Consider the following 20,844-nt stretch of genomic DNA (forward strand, 5'->3'; position numbering starts at 1 on the left):
CGTCGAGGGAATATTGCAATTGATGAGGCATAAAAAAACCCGGAGGGTGTTTCCACCGTCCGGGTTGTGCCAGGCTTTATAAGCTTACTTCACCTGTGCGCGAGCCTCTTCAAGAATGCGGTTGAAGGTCTCGCTGGGCTGCATGATCTTGCAGACTTTCTCGGCCGGTGGGTGATAGTAACCACCGATATCGGCCGGATGGCCCTGGATCACACTCATTTCTTCCAGGATCTTGTCCTTGTTGTCTTCCAGTTGCTTCGACAGCTTGGCGAAGAAGTCCTTCAGATCCTTGTCGTCATCCTGGTTGGCCAGTTCCTCCGCCCAGTAACGGGCGAGGTGGAAGTGGCTGCCGCGGTTGTCCAACTCACCGGTATTACGCGACGGTGACTGGTTGTTCTCCAGCAGGCGCTCGGTGGCTTTGTCCAGGGTCAGACCTAACAGGCGGGCGCGTTCGTTGCTCTGCTTTTCACCCAGCTCTTCCAGAGAGACCGCCGTCGCCAGGAACTCACCCAGCGAGTCCCAGCGCAGGTGGTTTTCCTGCAGCAACTGCTGAACATGCTTGGGCGCGGAGCCGCCAGCACCGGTCTCGTACAGGCCACCACCGTTAAGCAGCGGCACGATGGACAACATCTTGGCGCTGGTGCCCAGTTCCAGGATGGGGAACAAGTCGGTGAGGTAGTCGCGCAGGACGTTACCGGTCACGGAAATGGTATCCAGGCCACGGATCAGGCGTTCCATGGTCCAGCGGATGGCGCGTACCGGAGACTTGATCAGAATGTCCAGGCCTTCCGTATCGTGCTCCTTAAGGTACATTTCCACTTTCTTGATCAGCTCGGCATCGTGGGGGCGTTCGTCGTCGAGCCAGAACAGGGCCGGCATGCCGGTGGCGCGGGCACGATTGACGGCCAGCTTGACCCAGTCGCGGATCGGCAGGTCCTTGGTCTGGCACGCGCGCCAGATATCGCCCTTCTCGACCTTGTGTTCGGTCAGCACTGTGCCATCCTCGGCGACCACGCGAACAACGCCGTCGTCCTTGATTTCAAAGGTCTTGTCGTGAGAGCCATATTCCTCTGCTTTCTGAGCCATCAGGCCAACGTTGGGCACGGTGCCCATGGTGGTGGGGTCAAAAGCGCCGTGGGTCTTACAGAAGTTAATCACTTCCTGGTAGATGGTGGCGTAAGTGCTCTCCGGCATCACCGCCTTGGTGTCCTTGAGCTTGTTGTCCCGCGCCCACATCTTGCCGGAGTTACGGATCATCGCCGGCATGGAGGCATCAACGATGACGTCACTGGGCACGTGCAGGTTGGTGATGCCCTTCACCGAGTCCACCATGGCAATTTCCGGGCGGTGCTCGTAGCAGGCGTGCAGGTCCTCAAGGATCTGTTCCTGCTTGGACTCCGGCAGTTGCTTGATCTTTTCGGTCACGCTGGACAGGCCGTTGTTGGGGTTCACGCCCAGCTCGTCAAACAGCTCGCCATACTTGTCGAACAGCTCCTTGTAGAAGATCTTTACCGCGTGACCAAAAACGATCGGGTGGGAGATCTTCATCATAGTGGCCTTGACGTGCAGGGAGAACATCACGCCGGTTTTCTCGCAGTCTTCGATACAGTCGTCGAAGAACTTGCGCAGGGCCTTGCAGCTCATGAACATGCCGTCCAGCACTTCGCCTTCCTGCAGTGGCAGCTCGCCTTTCAGCACGGTCTGCTCGCCCTTGGCGTTTTCGAAGACGATGCGGGCGTTGGTGGCCTTGTCCAGGGTCAGTGACTGCTCGTTGGAATAGAAATCACCACCGCGCATGTGCGCCACGTGGGTGCGTGACGCCGGGCTCCACTCGCCCATGGTGTGGGGATGTTTGCGGGCAAAGGCTTTTACAGCCGTCGGAGCGCGACGGTCGGAGTTGCCTTCACGCAGTACCGGGTTAACGGCGCTGCCCAGAACTTTGGAATAGCGGGTGTGGGTCTCTTTCTCTTCATCGGTTTTAGGGTGTTCCAGGTACTCAGGAACCTTGTAACCCTGCTCGTTGAGTTCCTTGATTGCTGCTCGCAATTGGGGAATGGACGCGCTGATGTTGGGAAGCTTGATGATGTTGGCTTCCGGGTCTTTGGTGTAGTCGCCCAGTGCTTTCAGGTCGTCGGGGACTCGCTGGTTTTCTTCCAGGTAGTCGGGGAACAACGCCAGGATACGGGCCGCGAGGGAGATGTCACTGGTGCCGAATTCGATGCCTGCGGGCTTGGCGTAAGTTTCCAGGATGGGAAGAAGTGACCGTGTCGCGAGGGCGGGGGCCTCGTCGGTCAGTGTGTAAATGATCTTGGCTTTGGATGATGTCATTTTCGTCCTCAGGCTAATGGGTGAGTTCAGGACGGTCATGGCAGGGTCAGGTGTCTTGTGAACGCCCGACCTGAGCAATGACTGATTCGGGAACTTTTGATAGACCTACTAAGATAGCATTTTTTTGCCAATTCTGGTTACGATCTTAGTATAAGAACCGACTAAAAGTTCGCTAAAAGCCATTACAGGACGATGAAAAGGCGGGAATTTACGAAACTTTCGGACATTTTGGTTTGGTTGGGTTTGGGAGTGTCGCACTGGAGGAGGGGACAACCAAAACACGCTCAAGCACATCCCTGTGGCGCTTGGGCTCCGCCATCCATGGCTCCGCACAGTTTTGGTTGTCCCCTCCTCCAGCGCTCGACAAGCTCTGTGCATTCCCGCCGCAGGCCTACTCCTTCGGTAACAACCCCGCCTCGTCGAGGCAATCCCGAATCCGGTCCAGTGCCTCCGGATTACCCAGAGCATCCCGGTTGTCGGCTTTGCTGGAACCATTGATCAACCGTGCCACCGCCAGCTCCACCTTTTTGCCACTGCGGGTGTAGGGAATGTCCGGCACCTCAATGATGTGCTTCGGAACGTGGCGGGGGCTGGCGCCCTGGCGGATGCGGGTTTTTAGAGTTTTCTGGAGGTCGTCGGTGAGGGCTTTGCTTTCGGCCGGTACCACCAGCAGAACCACTTCCACGTCGCCTTCGATCTGTCGGCCAACCACGAGGCTGTCTTTCACTTCCGCTATGGTCTCTACCTGACGGTAGATTTCGGCGGTGCCGATTCTTACGCCGCCGGGGTTGAGGGTGGCATCGGAACGGCCGTAGATGACGGCGCCGCCGTGTTCGGTGAATTCGATGAAGTCACCGTGGGCCCAGACACCGGGGAAGGTATTGAAGTAGGCATCTTTGTAGCGTTCGTTGCCGGGGTCGTCCCAGAAGGAGACCGGCATGGAGGGTAGCGGCTGGCGGCAGACGAGTTCGCCACGGCCGCCGCTGACCGGTTGGCCGTCGTCGCCGTAGGCCACGGCGTCGACGCCCAGGAAGCGGCACTGGATTTCGCCACGGCGTACCGGCAGCAACGGCGTGGAGCCAACGAAGCAGCCGCAGATGTCGGTGCCGCCGGCGATGGAGCCGAGCAGCACGTTGGGGGCGCCGTCGCGGTAGACCCAGTCGTAGTCTTCCGGCAGCAGTGGCGAGCCAGTGGAGAAGACGACTCTCAGGGCATCCAGGTCCAGTGTTTTCGCCGGGGCCAGCTCGGCCTTGCGGCAGCCGGCAATGAAGCGGGCACTGGTGCCGTAGTGGGTGACTTTTTCGTCAGCGACTACCTGCCACAGGTAGTTCAGGTCCGGGTAGCCAGGAGAGCCGTCGACGGTGATCACGGCGGCGCCTGTCAGCAGGGCGGAAGCCTGCCAGTTCCACATCATCCAGCCGCAGGTGGTGAAGTAGAGGAAGCGGTCGTCCGGACCCACGTCGCCGTGGAGCATCAACTCCTTGGCGTGGTTGACCAGCAGGCCGGCGTTGCCATGCACGATGCATTTGGGCTTGCCGGTGGTGCCGGAGGAATAGAGGATATACACCGGATGTTCAGGCGGTAACGGAGTGAAGGAGGGCGCCTGTCCCTGTCCTTCGGCAAGGGCATCGTCCCAATGTGTGACTTTGTCGCCGCCGATAGCAGGCTCACCGGGCAGTTGCTCGATACTGACGACGCAACGCAGGGTTGGCAGGCCATCAATCAGGCCGGAGAAATCGGCCTGGCGGTTAAAGACCTTGCCCCCATAGCCATAGCCGTTGACGACGATCAATGCCGCCGGCTCAATCTGGCCGAAGCGGTCGAGAATGGCGCCAACACCAAAATCCGGGGAAGCGGAACTCCAGATAGCACCCAGGCTGGTGGCCGCCAGCATACCTACGAGGGCTTCGTATCCGTTGGTGACGACCCCGGCTACGCGGTCGCCCTGCTGGATACCTTTATTGCGAAGGAAGGCTTCCAGGGCACCAGTGTCTGCCTTCAACTGGGCGTAGGTGCGGCGCAGTACCGGGCGGGTTTCGCAGTAGGCCACCACCGCTTCGCTGTCGGCATGCTTGCCTTCAGCCAACCGCAACAGGTTGGCCGCAAAGTTAAGTCTCATGCCCGGGAACCATTCAGCCCCCGGCATCTCCCGCTTACCCAGCACTTTGTCCGCCGGGGTCTCGCATACCAGCCCGCAATAGTCCCAGACCTTCTGCCAGAAGGTCTCAAGGTTCTCAATCGACCACTGGTGCAGGGAGTGGTAATCGGCAAACGGGCCGAAGCCGTGTTGCTCCAGCCAACCCTGGAACCGACCCATATGGCAATGTTTCAGTGTGTCTTCCGAGGGAGACCAGACCACCGGTGATTGTTCTGTGTTGCTCATCCGTCTCTCCTGTTGCTTACTGCATATGCCAGCCGTGGCTGACCACAATGGATTGGCCGGTCAGTGCCGCCGATGGGAAGGCCGCCAGGTGCACCGCCAGCTCGGCGACATCTTCCAGGGTGGTGAATTTACCATCGACAGTGTTCTTCAGCATCACCTTGCTGATCACCTCCTCCTCGGAAATACCCAACTCCTTTGCCTGTTCCGGGATCTGCTTATCCACCAGTGGCGTCCGGACAAAACCGGGACAAATGATGTTGGTACGCACACCATGTTCGGCGCCTTCCTTCGCCACCGCCCGGCACAAACCCAGCATGCCGTGTTTGGCTGCCACATAGGGCGCCTTGAGCGGAGAGGCTTCAAGAGAGTGAACCGATCCCATATAAAGCATGGTGCCGCCTCCGCCCGCGTACATCTGCTTAAGCGCAGCTCGGGTGACTAGAAACGCACCATCCAGATGGACGCTCATTACCTTGCTCCAGTCAGCAAAGGCGAGCTTATGTACCGGGTCGATATGCTGGATGCCGGCATTGGCAAGCGCAATATCAAGGCCGCCCCATTTGTCCACAACGGCGGCCACCCCGCGGTCAACGGCATGCTCGTCGGTAACATCCATGGCCAAAGCCATGGCCGTGCCGCCCGCTCGTTCGATAGCATCAACGGCTTCCTGGGCACTCTCCAGGGTGAGGTCAGCCACGGCAACCCGGGCGCCTTCGCGGCCATACTGTTCGGCAATGGCCCGGCCGATTCCGCGCCCCGCCCCGGTAATCAGGGCTATCCGGTTTTCTAGACGCATTAGTGTTCTCTCCTTAGTCGTAAGCCACGCTGGGGAGCCAGGTCGCAATTTCGGGAACCAGGAATACGATTGACAGTGCTACCAGCTGAATAATGATGAAGGGTACGACGCCTCTGTAGATGTCCATAACGTCGATTTCAGGCGGGGCAACACCCTTGATATAGAACAGGGCAAAACCCACTGGCGGCGTCAGGAACGACGTCTGCAGGCACATGGCAAAAAGGATGGTGAACCACACCAGGTCGAATCCAAGTGCTTGGACAACGGGCGCCACCAGCGGCAGTATGATCAGGGTGATCTCTACCCAGTCCAGGAAGAAGCCCAGCAGGAAGACCGCAAACAGAATGGTCAACACCACGCCGTAGGGGCCAAATGGCAGCCCCAGTAACGCGTCTTCAATGACCTGATCGCCACCCAGCCCCCGCAGCACTACGGAAAACGCTGTTGCACCCAGGAAAATGGCGAAAATAAACGCCGCCGTGCGCGTTGTCTGCTGCACTGAGGAATTCAGCACTTTCATGTTCAGCCGCCCCGACATCAGGGCCAACAGCAGAGCGCCGAGCGCACCCACACCGGAAGCCTCCGTGGGTGTGGCGATACCGGCAAAAATAGAACCCAGCACCCCAAGAATCAGTGCCGCCGTCGGCACCACTGCCTTGGCCACTTCCCAGACGATGCTCCAGGTTACTTTCACCGTGCCCTCGGGCACTGGCGCAATATGCGGCTGCAACAGGGGGCGTATCATTACATAAGCGACGTACATGGCACCCAGAAGCAGCCCTGGAAGGAACGCGCCCATGAACAGGTCGCCCACGGATGCCTCTGGAACCGCCAGCCGGTCTGCCATCAGCACCAGCATGATCGACGGCGGGATCAGGATCCCCAGGGTACCGGTGGCACAGGCCGTACCCACGGCAAAGCCCTTGTCATACTTGTTCTCCATCATCACCGGTAAGGAGAGCATGCCCAGTAGTACCACGGATGCCCCGATGATACCGGTAGTGGCTGCCAGCAATACGCCGATGACAACCACGGTTACCGCATATCCACCACGAACCGCACCAAAGAGTTTTACCATGCTGTTCATCAGTTTTTCGGCAACGCCGGACTGATCAAGCATGATCCCCATGAATATAAACATGGGCAGAGCAACAAGGGTTTCACTGTTAACGATGTCCCATATTCGCTCGGGGACGAGACCCATGGAAGACTGGTAATCGAACCATAGGTTAGCGCCGAAGTTCTCGACTGCAATGACACCAATCAGGGTCCAGATGACGGCGGTACCACCGAGCACCCAGGCGACAGGGTAGCCGGTCATCAGCAGCGCCCCGAATGTCAGGAACATGCCGATTACAAAAAGCGTTTCAAGCTCCATCAGGATGCGTCCTCTTTCTTGTTATTTCCGGTCCCGATCCGGATGGGCTTCGGAAAGCCAAAAAGCAGTGCGGTTACTTTCAGCAAGCGGGATAGCGCGGCCAGAGCGAGCAGGACAAAGGACACTGCCAGAACGAACTTCAGAGCCCACCGGTATGGAAGACCGGCCGGTGCCTGACTGGTTTCACCCTGCAGCCATGAGCTGTAGGCGTAGGGGAACATTTCCCAGACCGCCAGCGCGAGAAACGGTAGCAACAGGAAGAGCAGACCAAACAGTTCAATCCAGCCCTGACCCCTGAGCGAGAGGCGCTCATGGATTACATCCACTCTCACATGGCCATCGACCACCAGGGTGTAGGCCAACCCCAACAACCATCCCGCGCCGGCCAGGTGCCACTGAACTTCTTCCAGCGTCACAGAGCCGACATCAAAGGCATAACGGCCAACAACGGCGTAAATGATAACCCCGGTTATCACAACCCAGAGCCAGGATGCACTCTTGCCGATCGCGGAAATAACACGGTCCACACCCTGGCTGATCCAGGTTGTGGGTAACTCAGTGTGATGATGGAGAATATCGTCGGTGTCGGACACCGATGGCCGCCCACTCTGCGGTGAGCCTTTACCAGGCACCGTCATACAACAGTTCCTCACTCAGAAAGCCGATTGTGAAACAAGGATGGCCCCGAAGGGCCATCCAGACTTGGTCAGAGAACACCGGACCACCGCCCGGCGTCTCGTGGTCGGCCAGGGACCTTAAAGGTCCGTCGGAACGTAGGCGCGCTCGTCCCAGACCTTGTAGGTTTCAAGGAATTCGTTCTGGCTTTCGTAGACACGCTTGAAGTCAGCATCTTTGGCAGCTTCCTGCTTCATTACCTTGTCAGTAACCGCTTTCAGCTCCTGCAGAACCTCGCGGGGGATCTGGTCAGCTTGGACGCCCTTTTCCTGGAAGCCCGCCAGAACCGCACCATTCTTGTACTCACCTTCGGCCAGTCCGAGGGTAGTTGCAGCAGTACAGGAAGCATCAATCAGCGCCTTCTGGGCCTCAGTGGTCTTGTTCCATTCGTCCTTGTTGATCAGCATGTACTGGGCAGTGAATTGCTGGTGCCAGCCTGGGAACAGGTTGTACTTGACCACCTGGTCGAAGCCAAGAAGCTGGTCAATGGCGGGCATGGAGAATTCGGTAGCATCGATGGTGCCTTTCTCCAGAGCCTGGTAAAGCTCGCCACCAGGCATCATGGTCACGGAGGCACCCAGTTCTTCCAGAACCTTACCACCCAGGCCGGCGAAGCGAATCTTCAAGCCTTTGTAGTCTTCCAGGGTTTCGATGGGTTGCGAATACCAGCCAGCTGTTTCAGGCCCGATAATACCGCACAGCTGTGCGTGCACGTCGAAGCCCTTGTTGGCATAGACTTCCTGCAGCATCTCATGGCCACCACCGTAGTAATACCATGCCGTATAGGCCCAGGGCTTCATGCCGAAGGGTACCGCCGCAAACAGGGGAATAGCAGGTACCTTACCCTGGTCGTAACCGATCCAGGTGTAGCCTGCTTCAACCTTGCCATCGGAAACCGACTGCAGAATATCAAAAGGCGGAACCAGCTTTCCTGGCTCATAAACGCGAACCTGAATGCTGCCATCGGAAGCGGTGGTGAGGTTTTCGGCAACCCAGGCACCAGGGGAACCCAGGCCGGGGAGGTTGGTGGCGAAGGCAACCGGCATTTTCCAGCGCAGGTCATCCGCGAATGCCGATCCCGTAGTCAGGGCGATCGCACCGGCGATACCGGTAAGGGCCTTGAAGAGTTTCATTGGCAAGTCTCCTAGCATTGTTGTTGTAGTCGGCCAAACAGGAGGTTTCCCGGCAGGCCTGATTCAAGCGTAGTCAGACATCGCAGGAAACGAGACGGACAAGATTAATTTTGGGTCCAACGAAAGCGCCAGTCTTGTTTTCTGCGTTGTTCTGACGTCCTGCATCCGGGATATAGCAGGCACTGTGCCAATCACAATATTTTGTTATTTATCAAACAGATAAAAACGAGGAAAGACATCGCACATGACAGACAGTCCGGAAAACCGGACGCATATAGACATCCGTCGTAGGGGTTTGTACGGATAACAGGACAGGTGTCCTGATTTCAGGACATCTTGGCGAGTTTTTCGTAAAGCACCGAACGCGAAATACCCAGCAGTTTGGCTGCCCGGGTACGATTACCACGACTGGCGACCAACGCTTCTTCAATTGCCTGGGCTTCGGCATCGGCCAGGGTTTTAGCCAGTGGACGCACTGGCTGTGGCACCAGCGATGAGGCTGGCCGGTTGCCATTGCGGGGCAACACCTTGAAAATGGCATCGGCGTCCAGCAGACCACCGTCTTCACCCATGGTCAGGGCCCGCTCCAGCACATTGCGCAGCTCACGGATATTACCGGGCCAGTCGTAACCGCCCAAAGCTGCCACACCAGCGTCGGTGATTTCACCCCGCATCTCCAGACCGTCGCAGATTTCACCCAGCAGGGCCTCACACAGCACGCCCAGATCGGCCAGGCGGTCCCGCAACGGAGGAATAGGGATTTCCAGCACGTTCAGCCGGTAATACAGGTCCGACCGGAACTCACCTTCGGCAATCATCGCCTCCAGGTTGCGACTGGTCGCGGCAATGACCCGCACATCCACCGAGGCCACCTTGTTGGAGCCCAGAGGCTCAATCTCACCTTCCTGCAACGCCCGCAGCAGTTTTGCCTGCAACGGCAGTGGCATATCCCCGACTTCATCCAGAAACAGGGTGCCGCCGTTGGCGAGCTGGAACTTGCCTTCCCGGGTGCGGCGATCCGCCCCGGTGTAGGCTCCGGGTGCCACGCCGAAAAATTCAGCTTCCAGCAGGTTGTCTGGAATAGCCGCAACGTTCACGCCCACGAAAGGTTTTTCGGCACGGGTTGAAACGGAATGAATGGCCTGCGCCAGCACCTCCTTGCCTGTGCCGGTTTCTCCCAACAACAACACCGGCATGTCACGACCGGCCGCCAATCGGGCCCGGCGCTTCACCTCCAGCGCTGCGGGACTGGCCCCCACAAAGTCGGCGAGGTTGTAGCGAGTGCCACGCGCTTTCTTCGCCAGCGCCTTGCGGGCTGCGGCCAGATCCTGGTGCAGGCGACGGTACTTGGCCACCAACGGCGTCAGCGGTTGCAGGTCGTCATACAGCACAAACGCCACCGCCCCCATGATGCGCCCTTCGTCGTCATAAAACGGCAGCCGGGTCACCACCAGTTGTTGCTTGCTGTGCTCCATGATATCGAGCAGCAAGGGTTTACCGGTTTCCACCACTTCCGGCATGCGGCTCTGGGGGATCACCTGGCGAACAGGTTTACCGATGACGGCCCTGGGGTCTTCCAACCCGAGCAGATGGGCATAACTGTTGTTGATCCAGGTAATACGGCTTTGATGGTCAACCGCAATCGCGCCGGCACTGGCTTCCTCAAACATGGGAAACAGTGCCTCGATCAGATCCCTGGTCAGGCCACTCTTGTTATTCTCGGTAAACAGCTCTGTCATGTACCCTGTACCACCGGGTTGGATGTTATTCATGGCAATATCCAGAGCACCCGGCGAACCGGGTGCAGAGACGGAAGTATATGGCGCCCCCGGAACAGGGGCAAACAATGCCGGCCCGGAACCTGCCCGGGCCGACCGACAGGTGTGTCAGTCTGGAATCTGTACCTGATCGTCAGCGAACACGATGCGGTCGCCGGCATCCGGGGCAGGATCGATCGGGGTCAGGTTAGCCTCAGACAGAGGGGTGGCCATATCGCCACGCGGTACCGTTCTGACCACCTGACTGGGCGGCAATGCCTGCTTATCGGCAAGGTTCGCCCACACCAGATCCAGGGCCTGGAAGAAGTAGTGATGCAGCGGCACATACCGGTCCGCAATACCCGGAAAGCCGTTGAGGACATCCAGGTGATGGGCATTGAGAATCTCGTAATACCTCAGCTTGCTGTTGCTGCCCTCAACCCGCTGGTTCAGCCCGAAATAGGGCCGCGAGGTGTGGTTGATGGGCAGGATGGCGTCGGCACGACCGGTCACAAAGACCGCTGGCTTGCCCCGCAGGTTGCCAGACGCGCGAATTTGCTCAACGCCATCAGCAATACGCTCTGACCATTCCGCGGCATCACCCGACAGCGGGCTTCCGGTCACGGCATCGGTGCCCAGGGCAAGGCTTCTCAGACACAGCAGAGCATCCAGACCGTAATCCTGCTGACTGGTGCTGGGCGATGCACTGGCACCCAGATTGGTGGGCTGACCTTCGGCACCGTCGTACACCAGATTCACCCCGGCACTGGGGGGAATACCGTTACTCGCGGAGAACAGCGCTGCTTCCTGCGCCGCAGTGATCGGCGTGACCGCTCCGCCAGTCCCCGTAGCCGCCAGGCTGATGTCACACAGCCTGTCCTCAACACCGGCCTGACCGTAGGCGTTGGCATAGGTGGTGGAGATACTCTGGGCAACCGCCAGCCCGAAATGGACCGGTGCCAGCAGGTTCTGCTCCGGCTGGATACCCACTTCCTCTTCCAGGATGCGCAGCGCATCGGAGGCGCGGTCGTCGGTGGTAGCGCCTGTCACCAGGCCCTTGTTGGCCAGTGAGTTACAGATGTTCTCCGCAATCGTGAAGTTGTTGAATGTGGCGTTCAGTGGTGCCACATCACGCACTTCCGGTGCAATGTTCGCGCAACCCTGATACACCGCCAGCGCTGTGGTGTAATCCAGCAGGCTGCGGCTGTGTTCGGCCAGTTCGGGGCCACTGCCCTGGCGGATGGTAAAGCTGGTATCCACCTGCGGATTGACGTTGGGCTCCGACACCGCCACCCCGTCGATCAGCCCCTTATCGTCAAGCTCAGCGGCACGGACCGAAGCCCCACCACCGTTGGAAACGCTGGACGCAATCACCAGGGTATCCTTCGGCTTCACCTTGATCACTTTGCGGCCATTACCGGTTTCCTGCCCGAATTCCTCGTTCAGCACATAGAAGCCGAACTCAATCGACTGCAGTACATGCCGCCCCCAGTCAGCCTCGGGGTTGGCCTTGGAGTGAGCGTGCTTGTAGGCGAAACGGTCCGGCCAGGCGGCATCAAAATCAGCCCGCGCCTGGGCATCCAGATCGGCCCGGAACTGCACCGGCTCATCCGCCTGGGTAAGAGTACCGTCGATACGCTGGGCAGAGTTGGTGGCCAGGTTGTGGGAACCGGTTCCCGTGCCCTTGTCGGTGTAGACCACGGCGCAGCCTTTCTTCAGGCCCCATTCGCCGGCGGTACCGATTGCGCCGTATATGCCGCGGGAGCCGGACGAGGGCGCCGTTACCATACAGGCCTGCTCGGGGTCGAAACTGGCCGGAACCTGGACCATCACGGTCACCGGCACATCACTGCCATTAACCGTCATGTAAGCCAGGTATTCATTACCCGCAATCAGCCCCTCACCACTGCTATCGACCTGGGGACCAAAGAATTCGCCGTAACCACCACCGGGCACGGTGTCCACAAGAGCCCGATAGTTGTTGTAGATGGCCAGCGTCCGGAGTTCTTCAGGCGTGGGGTTGAGCGGATCATCAAAGGCCGGTGCCGTTGCACTGGCCAGGCCGCTGGCGCCAAGTCCACCGGTCAGGAGATCATCGGTGACGCCATCATACTGAGTGGAATGGACCTCTCCCTGGATGAATCCCGGGAGCTGGTTGAACGGTTTCTTGCTGCTGCTGTCGTTGCAGGCGGTACCCGTCAGAGCCACCGCACCAATCAGCGTGTACTGAAATAGCGTTTTCATAGGTTGTTCCCTGTTGTTTTTGTTAGACATGAGAACCCGGCGTACACGAACGAAGCCGGGTACCATGACAGGGGCCATGCGTATCCTGTGCCAATACAGCAGAACGTTGATTTTCATTGCTTTTTCTTGGAATCGCTCTAATTCTCAAGCACTATTTCCGGATTTCCGGACAGTGGTTAGAGGGGGAGGTGGGCGGAAATGCCCTCTACGGGCCGTCTCGCGACATTGTCCTGAAGCCAGGACAGTGTCCCGTTTTCAGGACAGCGCTGAGCACCGCACAATGCATCCGTGGTCATATTCGAGACGTATAAGTCTTCGTTTCCGCCCGGATGAACGGAGAGTCCATGCACATCAACCGCCTGCTGGCATTGGCCGCCAGCACCTTGCTATCTGCCTGCGCCTCACACCTGAACGCGCCAGCGGAAACGGTGTCGGTACCCGATACCGGCTTTCGCACCACAACTGGCATCACCTATTCCCCGGACAACTGGCCTCAGGAGCTCCAGGCGGATCTTTATCTGCCAGACAGCCCCGACCCCGCACCTGCAGTACTCCTGGTGCATGGCGGTGGTTGGGAACGGCGTTCGCGGAAGGACATGACATGGATCGCAGAGCACCTGGCCGGCCGGGGCTTTGCCGTGATGAACATTGATTATCGGTTTGCACCTGAACACACCTTCCCGGCGCAACTCCACGATCTTCAGATAGCCATGAACTGGCTTCATGCCAGGGCGGGAGCCTACAACCTGGACCGGAATGCGATCAGTGCATTTGGCTTTTCTTCCGGCGCTCACCTGGTCAGCTTGTTGGCCGTGATTGCCGAAAGCCAACACCCGTTGAACCAACCACACGGAGGCGCGGACGCGCGGCCGGTGGCTGTTGTTGCCGGTGGCTTGCCAGCCGACCTGCGAACCTTCGGGTCCGGAAAGCTGATCCGTCAGTTCCTGGGCGGTGATCTGCAGGACATTCCGGGTGTTTATGAGGCCGCCTCGCCGATCACCCACATTACCGCCGGCACGCCTCCGTTTTTCCTGTTCCATGGCGCCCAGGATATGCTGGTGCCTGCGGATCAGGCGCGGGATTTTCGGGCACGCCTTGCGGAGCATCACGTTGAGAGTGAGCTTTACCTGATGCACCTGCGAGGCCACATCACCAGTTTCCTGACGGCCGGCAATGCTGTTGAGAAAGCCACAGACTTCCTGATCCGGCACACGGAAAAGCGGCCGGAGTGACTAAAGAGTCACAAACGGAGCAATTGTTAATGCCAGGATGACAACGATGGCCAGGCAAGCCGCCAGGGTTGTCACCGGCTTGCGGCGAAGCCGATGCCAGAATCCGCCGACCCGGCCCGCCGCCAGATCCTCCTCGTAAGCGTCACGCTGACGCTGCAGGCGCTCCTTCTGGTAGGTCTGCAGCAATTCCCGGGCTCGTTGGGCCTCCTCATTGTCGTGGACCCAGAATCCACCCATGCTGATACCCCAGCGACTGGGAGGCGTCTCGTAGTAGGAAACGTTGTGCGTCTCGAACAGCTCGCGTATTTCGTCCGCCTCGTCGTCGGGGACGTGACGAAGGTTCATGAGGTGGTTGGTCATGGTAGGTCCGACACCGGTTTATGGGATACCCTTATCATCCTAGACCCTTATCCTAGCATTCCGCGGCGGCTCTCACCGCCCAGTCGATCAGGATACTCGATGCCAGACAGCGCCATTCGACGATTACTGGAGTTCGACAATCAGGTTCAGCGCGACCGCGACCAGAACCCGGTGTTCCTGCACCGGCGGGATCGCCGTTTTGCCCTGGACTGCCACAACCAGGGCGTCAGCCCGGGTCCGGATCGGTGGCTTGAACATGTCAGGCGCCTGTCCCGCCGTAGACCGACCGATGACCCGTTGAAATTCTGGCGAAGGGTGACCACAGGTTTTGCCCTGGCGGGGCTCGTTGCCGGAACGCTGGCCATGCTGGGGCTACTGTTCTACGACGGTGGCCAGCGAATCAATCTGACGGTGATCCTGGCCTTCGTGCTGCTCCAGTGCATCCTCGCTGTGGTTACCACTGTCCAGGCCTTTGCCGGCTGGCAGCCCTGGCGCTGGCTGCTGAGGAAGTTTGCGGTCGCACGCCCCTCGGGCGCCCTGCGAACACTGCAACCACTGTTAATGGCCCGTGCCGCCCATACCGGCGGACTGGCGTTTGGTGTCGCCGGACTGATAACCCTGCTGGTACTGGTGGTGATCCAGGATCTCGCCTTTGGCTGGAGCACCACCCTGAATACCGGCACCGACAGCTACTACCGCATGCTATCCGCCATCGCCACACCCTGGCAGCATCTGTGGCCTGCGGCGATGCCGGACCGCGAACTGGTGGATGCCACCCGGTTCTTCCGCAGCCAGTCTTCCACAACGACCGATCCGGCCCTCTGGGGGAGTTGGTGGCCGTTCGTGGCAATGGTCTGGATGATCTATGTCGTCCTGCCCCGGCTCGCTCTGCTGGTGGTGGCGATCGTTCATCCCCAAATGCGCGCGCGTAAGGCGCTCCGAGCCCATCATGGCTGGGTCGCCCTCCAGTACCGCATGGAGACACCCACCGTGGACACGGGCAATCGCCACAATGACGCCGCCGACCAACCGGATACGACAACGTCTGCGAAATTGCAGCCTATCCCCAGGGCCCAGGCTATTATTCGCTGGGCGGAAGCCGGCAGGCCAGCGCTGCCGCAAACCATCATCGCAGGAGACCAGGAGCCCCTCGCCGCCGGCGGTAGCGCCTCGCTCGAGCACGACCATCACATCATCGAACTGGCAAACCAACGACTGACCAGTGCTCTCACTCCCGCGGCCATTATCGTCACCCGCAGTTGGGAACCACCCACCGGCGAGCTTGCGGATTTTCTACAACAGGCCCGCGAAACATGGCCAAGGCAGACCACCATTGCGCTGGTACCGATGGCAGCTCAACCAGACCAGTCGCCACCGGACCATCAACTCAGCCAGTGGCTGCGGTTTGCGGAGCGTACGGAGGATGAGAGGATGGTGGTCAGCACGCCGATTACAACACCGCCGGATATCCTTATGCACCGCGCACTGCAGGACCAGGACGAATAATGAAAGCCCCCGTGTTTGCCGTGGTCGGCCACCCCAACAAGGGCAAATCCAGCATTGTGGCCACGCTGTCCCAGAACGACGCCATTGCCATCGCGCTGGAGCCTGGAACCACCCGTAAACATCAGGCCTATCCGTTGGCTGTCGATGGCAAGACACTGTACACACTGGTGGACACGCCGGGGTTCCAACGCCCCCGGCGTGTACTGGAATGGCTTGAAGCCCACAGCGTGTCTGCCTCTGACCGGGCCGAAACCGTCGAGGCCTTTGTGGTCCAACACCGCCAGGACAACGGCTTTGTCGATGAATGCGAGCTCTTGCAACCGCTCATTGAAGGCGCGGGCATCATCTACGTGGTTGACGGTTCGGTTCCCTACAGCACCCAGCATGAAGCGGAGATGACCATCCTGCGCTGGACCGGCCGGCCGAGCCTCGCCTTGATCAACAGTATTGGTGAAGACGACTACAGCGACACCTGGGCCAGGGCGCTCGGCCAGTTTTTCCAGGTTGTCCGGACCTTTGATGCGGTTCGCGCGCCCTTCGAGCAACACCTCAGCCTGTTGCGAGCCTTTGGGCAACTTGAGCCGGACTGGGAGCAGCCCCTGGACAGCGCGACGGCGTTTCTCTCGGCGCAGAGACGGCAACGCCGCACCCAAGCGGCCACACTCATCGCCCGTAGCCTGGAAGACATGATGTCCTTCCGCGAAAAACGGACACTGACCACACTCCAGACCAGCGAAATCTCCGATCACGACCTGGCCGCACAGTTGCGCAAAAGCTGGTATGACAACCAGAGAAAACGGGAACAGCACCTTCGAATTGCCATTGAGAAGCTCTACGAGCATCACCGTGTACAACGACAGGAAGCGGAACTGGAATGGCACAGTGAACACGACCTGTTCAGCGAAGACAGCCACAAAGCCTGGGGAGTAAACCGCCGCTACCTGGCCACCGCAGGCTTCGGGGCCGGTGCCGTGAGCGGGGCCGGGGTGGATGCGTTGACCCTTGGCCATTCACTGGGCGCCGGAGCCCTGGTAGGCGGGCTGATCGGTGCCGCAGGCAGCTATTTTTACGGCGACCGCCTGGCACTGCCGGTGCTCAATACCGGTGTACTAAAAAACGGGCTCAGGACCGCCACCTTCGGGCCTGTACAAGACAGCCAATTCGGCTATGTTGTATTAGGAAGGGCCGTTAATCACTGGTGGCATATCAGCCACCGAAATCATGCCGGCCGGGACCTGCTGGATCTTGAACCTGCCGATGACCATTGGCTTGAGCAACTCGACCGCAGCCAACGCCGGACCATCCATCAGGCCTTTGAACGTTGCCGGAAAAAGCGCGCCCTGGATGACAAAATGAGGATAGCCTTTATAGCCGCCATCGAGCAGTCGCTGGACGCCTACGACGATTGGCGGTTGAACCGAACCTGACGGGGATGTTTATACTGTAAGGCTGCTCCATCACACAGCGAGGGATAAGTATGAAAATTGTACGAGTTCAGGACATCATCGGCACCGAGCGCGAAGTATCAGGGCCGGGCTGGACCAGCCGCCGCATGCTGTTGAAGAAAGACGGCATGGGCTTTTCATTCCACGAGACCATCATCCCTGCGGGCGCCGAGCTGAACCTCTGGTACAAGCATCACCTTGAAGCTGTATATTGTGTCGCCGGTAACGGCAGCATCTACGACAAGGCCACTGGCGAAACCCACGAGATTTCCGATGGCACGCTTTACGCGCTGGACAAGAACGACCCGCACACGCTGCGTGGTGGCACCGAAGACATGCGACTGATCTGTGCCTTCAACCCGCCCGTCACCGGCCGTGAAGTCCACGACGAAGACGGCGCCTATCTCCCGGACACCGGCGACAACTAAGCCCGGCCCCAGTGGCTGACGTTTCAGGCACAACAACACCGCCACCGGCAGCCAAGCTGCTCCCGGTGGCGGTGTTGCTTTGGCTGGCCGGTGTTTACCTGCGCATACCGGTATTGGTTGCACCTCCCCTGGCGCCCTTCATCAGCGACGAGCTCAGCCTGTCCCAGGCTCTGACCGGTGCGCTCACCACTCTTCCAATATTGATGCTGGCTGTCGGTTCCATGCCCGGTTCCCTGGCCATCGCACGGATGGGCCCACGCAATACCCTGGCGCTGGCCATGGTGATCATGGTCATCGGTTCCGCCGGTCGCGGGCTGTCACCAGACACCGTCACACTCATGCTCGCGAGCGCCGTCATGGGTCTGGGTGTGGCCATGATGCAGCCCTCACTGCCGGCACTGCTGCCGCGCTGGCTCGAACCCAAACATCTGGCCATCGGCTCCGCCATCTACATGAACGGCATGCTGATGGGTGAATTCATCGGCGCCGGCATCACTCTTCCAGTACTGATGCCATTGATGGACGATAGCTGGCGAGCCACCCTCCTGGCCTGGTCACTGCCCGCGTTGCTGGTCGCTGCCGCTCTGTTCCTGCCGAGAAGAGAAATGGCACGGCCGGTGAAAAAACCGGCCTGGCTGCCCGATTGGAAAAACCCACTGACTCTTCGAATTGGCCTGCTGCTGGGCCTGTCCGGATCCCTGTTCTTCGGCCTTAACGCCTATATGGGCAATATCCTGGAGCAACAGGGTAACTTCGACATGCTGGCGGATGCGCTGTTCTGGTATAACTTCGCCCAGGTGATCGCCTCCCTGGTCATGCTGAAAATGGCAAGGTATTGGGTAGGCCTCAAAGGCCCCATCATGGTGATGGCAACCTGCAGCATCCTGGGCACACTGGGAACGGTCGTCTTCACCGGCTGGTGGTCAATAGCCAGCGCAACGTTTATGAGCTTCACGGCCGGTATTCTGCTGATCCTGCTGGTGGCTTTACCCCCTGTACTGGTGGAATCAAGAGAAACGGGGCGACTCTCAGCAGGAAACTTCCTGGTTGGTTACACAGTGGCGTTTTCTGTTCCCATGATCGGCGGGTTACTGGCCGATTGGGGCAACGACGCCCGATACGCCATCATCTTTATCATCGCCTATTGCGTTCTGGTTCTTCCCCTGACTTTTACCCTGGACCTGAAACGACAAAAGGGCCAACCCGAAAGTTGACCCTCAAAAAGCAGCCCACTCACAAATTGCTAGCCGTGGGGTGGGGGTAAATTTTCCGCCAGAAATGGGTGTCTGAGCGAAGCGAGTTCCATTTCCAAGGAAAAATTACCCCCGCCCCGCGGCCACCCCAATGTCAGATGTAATAGTCCTTTAACGGAGGGAATCCGTTGAATTCTATTGCACTGTACGTCGTGGTGTAGGCACCGGTGGACAGCCAGTACATGCGGTCGCCGATGGCCAGATTCAGCGGCAGCGGGTACTTGTGATGTTCGTACATGATGTCGGCGCTGTCGCAGGTTGGGCCTGCAATTACACAGTCCTCGCCTTCGCCGGATTTTTCGGTGTAGATCGGAAACTTGATGGATTCATCAAGCGTTTCGATCAGGCCACCGAATTTACCTACATCCGTGAACACCCAGCGATGCAGCGCTGTGCGTGACTTACGGGAAATCAGTACAACTTCACTCACCAGAATACCCGCGTTGGAAATCAGCGAACGGCCCGGCTCGATAATAATTTCCGGCAGATCATTACCAAAATCCTCATCCAGGAAACGCTTGATCTCTTCCGCGTAGGTTTTCAGATCGTTGGTTCGGGTAATGTAATTCGCCGGAAAACCACCGCCCATGTTGATCATCTTCAGTTCGATGCCGTCTTCTGCCTTCAGGCGCTCGAAAATTACCTTCACCTTGCCCAGGGCAGCGTCCCACGCGCCGATTTCACGCTGCTGGGAACCCACGTGGAAGGACACGCCGTAAGGTACCAGGCCCAAGTCACGGGCCAGGATCAGCAGATCCATGGCCATGTCGGTCTGGCAGCCAAACTTGCGTGACAGCGGCCAGTCAGCAGTCAGGGTGCCTTCGGTCAGGATGCGAACATACACTTTCGAGCCCGGTGCCGCCTTGGCAATATTGCGCAGGTCCGCTTCCGAATCCGTCGCGTACAGGCGAACCCCTCGCTCGTAGAAGGTGCGAATGTCCTTGGCCTTCTTGATGGTGTTGCCGTAACTGATGCGGTCGCCCGTCACACCCAGGCCCATGACCTTGTCGAGTTCGTACACCGACGCAATATCAAAGCTGGCGCCCTTGTCCCGCAGCATGGTCAGAACCTGCGGGGCCGGGTTGGCCTTCACTGCATAGTAAACGTTGGCATAGGGGAAGCCTTCCACCAACTCGTTGTACTGACGATCGATGGTCGCGGTATCAATCACCACACAGGGCGTATCCTTGGTATCGGCAAAAGCCTTGATACGGGCAAAGGTCTCTGCGTCGTAGTAATCAGCAATAAGAGCGTTGGCAGACTCGATCATGGATAGTGTTTCCCTCCACGGGCAAACAGGCATAAAAAAAGGCACCACAGCAACACTGCAGCACCCGTCAATCGCGCGATCATCGGTCCTTTCCCTGGGGCGGGATATGAGCATATCTACCCATAAACGAAGGCTTATTGCGGGCTCTCTGACACCTCAAACTGAGTCGCAATTCTGGTAATTTTGTTACCGTCTGCTTCTGCTTTCCTGAAACGGAAACCGGGTGTGATAGAGTGAGTCCAAATTCACTGGACTGTTGGAGAACCACATGTCTGACGTTGCTTCCCTGGCTGCCAGCGCCACTCAGATGAGCCAGCAGAATGTGCGCGAACAGGCGCAGATTGCTGTGCTAAAACAGTCCATCGATATGGCCGGGCAGGGTGCCCTGCAACTGCTCGAAGGCGTGACTGAAACCGCCGTAGCCACTACCGGCGCGACCCCATCGGACAATATCGGCAGCATGGTCGACGTCAGGGCCTGACACAGAAACCTTCCATCAAAGCGCAGTTGAATTCTAGCTTTACGTAACGACATCACCCTTTGTCATTAGAGCGGGGAGGTGGGGGTATTTTTCCGCCAGGAATGGGTGTCTGAGCGCAGCGAGTTCCATTCCCAAGGAAAAATACCCCCACCTCCCCGATCCCCACCATAAGCCC

General features: G+C 58.8%; 16 protein-coding genes. 6 read left to right on the plus strand and 10 right to left on the minus strand.

The window, feature by feature from the left end:
* Positions 1 to 84 precede the first annotated feature (84 nt).
* The 8 genes from R1T46_RS03670 to R1T46_RS03705 all read right to left on the minus strand — a co-directional run bounded on the left by R1T46_RS03670 (position 85) and on the right by R1T46_RS03705 (position 12,694).
* Positions 85 to 2,328 (minus strand): NADP-dependent isocitrate dehydrogenase, encoded by a 2,244-nt coding sequence (locus R1T46_RS03670; protein ID WP_317307376.1) that lies wholly within the window; start codon positions 2,326 to 2,328, stop codon positions 85 to 87.
* Between the two features lie 391 nt (positions 2,329 to 2,719).
* Positions 2,720 to 4,711: an acetoacetate--CoA ligase gene (locus R1T46_RS03675; RefSeq protein WP_317307377.1), complete on the minus strand. Its 1,992-nt coding sequence runs from the start codon at positions 4,709 to 4,711 to the stop codon at positions 2,720 to 2,722.
* Positions 4,712 to 4,727: 16 nt separating this feature from the next.
* A complete protein-coding gene (locus R1T46_RS03680) occupies positions 4,728 to 5,507 on the minus strand; it encodes a 3-hydroxybutyrate dehydrogenase (protein WP_317307378.1) in 780 nt (259 codons plus the stop codon).
* Positions 5,508 to 5,520: 13 nt separating this feature from the next.
* Complete coding sequence (locus R1T46_RS03685) at positions 5,521 to 6,885, minus strand: TRAP transporter large permease subunit (protein ID WP_317307379.1); 1,365 nt, start codon at positions 6,883 to 6,885, stop codon at positions 5,521 to 5,523.
* Positions 6,885 to 7,523 (minus strand): TRAP transporter small permease subunit, encoded by a 639-nt coding sequence (locus R1T46_RS03690; RefSeq protein ID WP_317307380.1) that lies wholly within the window; start codon positions 7,521 to 7,523, stop codon positions 6,885 to 6,887. Before R1T46_RS03690 ends, R1T46_RS03685 begins: the two co-directional genes overlap by 1 nt.
* A 117-nt stretch (positions 7,524 to 7,640) precedes the next feature.
* Positions 7,641 to 8,693, minus strand: a complete 1,053-nt coding sequence (locus R1T46_RS03695; RefSeq protein ID WP_317307381.1) for a TRAP transporter substrate-binding protein — start codon at positions 8,691 to 8,693, stop codon at positions 7,641 to 7,643.
* A gap of 326 nt (positions 8,694 to 9,019) precedes the next feature.
* Positions 9,020 to 10,465 carry a sigma-54 interaction domain-containing protein gene (locus R1T46_RS03700; protein ID WP_227662330.1) on the minus strand — a complete coding sequence of 482 codons (1,446 nt, stop codon included), beginning with the start codon at positions 10,463 to 10,465 and terminating at the stop codon, positions 9,020 to 9,022.
* A 114-nt stretch (positions 10,466 to 10,579) separates the two neighbouring features.
* Positions 10,580 to 12,694, minus strand: coding sequence for a 3-hydroxybutyrate oligomer hydrolase family protein (locus R1T46_RS03705; protein WP_317307382.1), 2,115 nt, complete (start codon positions 12,692 to 12,694; stop codon positions 10,580 to 10,582).
* A 344-nt stretch (positions 12,695 to 13,038) separates the two neighbouring features.
* Between R1T46_RS03705 and R1T46_RS03710 the strand changes: the two genes are divergently transcribed.
* Entirely contained in the window at positions 13,039 to 13,926 is an 888-nt protein-coding gene (locus tag R1T46_RS03710; RefSeq protein WP_081899282.1) for an alpha/beta hydrolase, read from the plus strand.
* Here R1T46_RS03710 and R1T46_RS03715 read toward each other — a convergent pair whose 3' ends face one another.
* The gene (locus R1T46_RS03715) at positions 13,927 to 14,286 is read right to left on the minus strand and encodes a DUF6164 family protein (protein ID WP_036207734.1); all 360 of its coding nucleotides are present in this window, start codon (positions 14,284 to 14,286) and stop codon (positions 13,927 to 13,929) included. It lies immediately after the preceding gene.
* A gap of 99 nt (positions 14,287 to 14,385) precedes the next feature.
* Between R1T46_RS03715 and R1T46_RS03720 the strand changes: the two genes are divergently transcribed.
* The 4 genes from R1T46_RS03720 to R1T46_RS03735 are packed head-to-tail and all read left to right on the plus strand — an operon-like array spanning position 14,386 to position 18,879.
* A complete protein-coding gene (locus R1T46_RS03720; RefSeq protein ID WP_036207737.1) occupies positions 14,386 to 15,792 on the plus strand; it encodes a DUF2868 domain-containing protein in 1,407 nt (468 codons plus the stop codon).
* The gene (locus R1T46_RS03725) at positions 15,789 to 17,219 is read left to right on the plus strand and encodes a GTPase/DUF3482 domain-containing protein (RefSeq protein ID WP_156105503.1); all 1,431 of its coding nucleotides are present in this window, start codon (positions 15,789 to 15,791) and stop codon (positions 17,217 to 17,219) included. The genes R1T46_RS03720 and R1T46_RS03725 overlap by 4 nt, the downstream gene beginning before the upstream one ends.
* Before the next feature lie 50 nt (positions 17,220 to 17,269).
* Positions 17,270 to 17,665 carry an ectoine synthase gene (locus tag R1T46_RS03730; RefSeq protein WP_036207743.1) on the plus strand — a complete coding sequence of 132 codons (396 nt, stop codon included), beginning with the start codon at positions 17,270 to 17,272 and terminating at the stop codon, positions 17,663 to 17,665.
* Positions 17,666 to 17,676: 11 nt separating this feature from the next.
* Positions 17,677 to 18,879, plus strand: coding sequence for a CynX/NimT family MFS transporter (locus R1T46_RS03735; protein ID WP_317307383.1), 1,203 nt, complete (start codon positions 17,677 to 17,679; stop codon positions 18,877 to 18,879).
* Positions 18,880 to 19,012: 133 nt separating this feature from the next.
* Here R1T46_RS03735 and R1T46_RS03740 read toward each other — a convergent pair whose 3' ends face one another.
* A complete protein-coding gene (locus tag R1T46_RS03740; RefSeq protein WP_317307384.1) occupies positions 19,013 to 20,188 on the minus strand; it encodes a type III PLP-dependent enzyme in 1,176 nt (391 codons plus the stop codon).
* Positions 20,189 to 20,456: 268 nt separating this feature from the next.
* Between R1T46_RS03740 and R1T46_RS03745 the strand changes: the two genes are divergently transcribed.
* On the plus strand, positions 20,457 to 20,669 hold the full coding sequence (locus tag R1T46_RS03745; protein ID WP_317307385.1) for a YjfB family protein: 213 nt from the start codon (positions 20,457 to 20,459) through the stop codon (positions 20,667 to 20,669).
* Positions 20,670 to 20,844: the final 175 nt, after the last annotated feature.

It is taken from the genome of Marinobacter salarius (assembly GCF_032922745.1).
In the GTDB taxonomy this organism is placed as follows: domain Bacteria; phylum Pseudomonadota; class Gammaproteobacteria; order Pseudomonadales; family Oleiphilaceae; genus Marinobacter.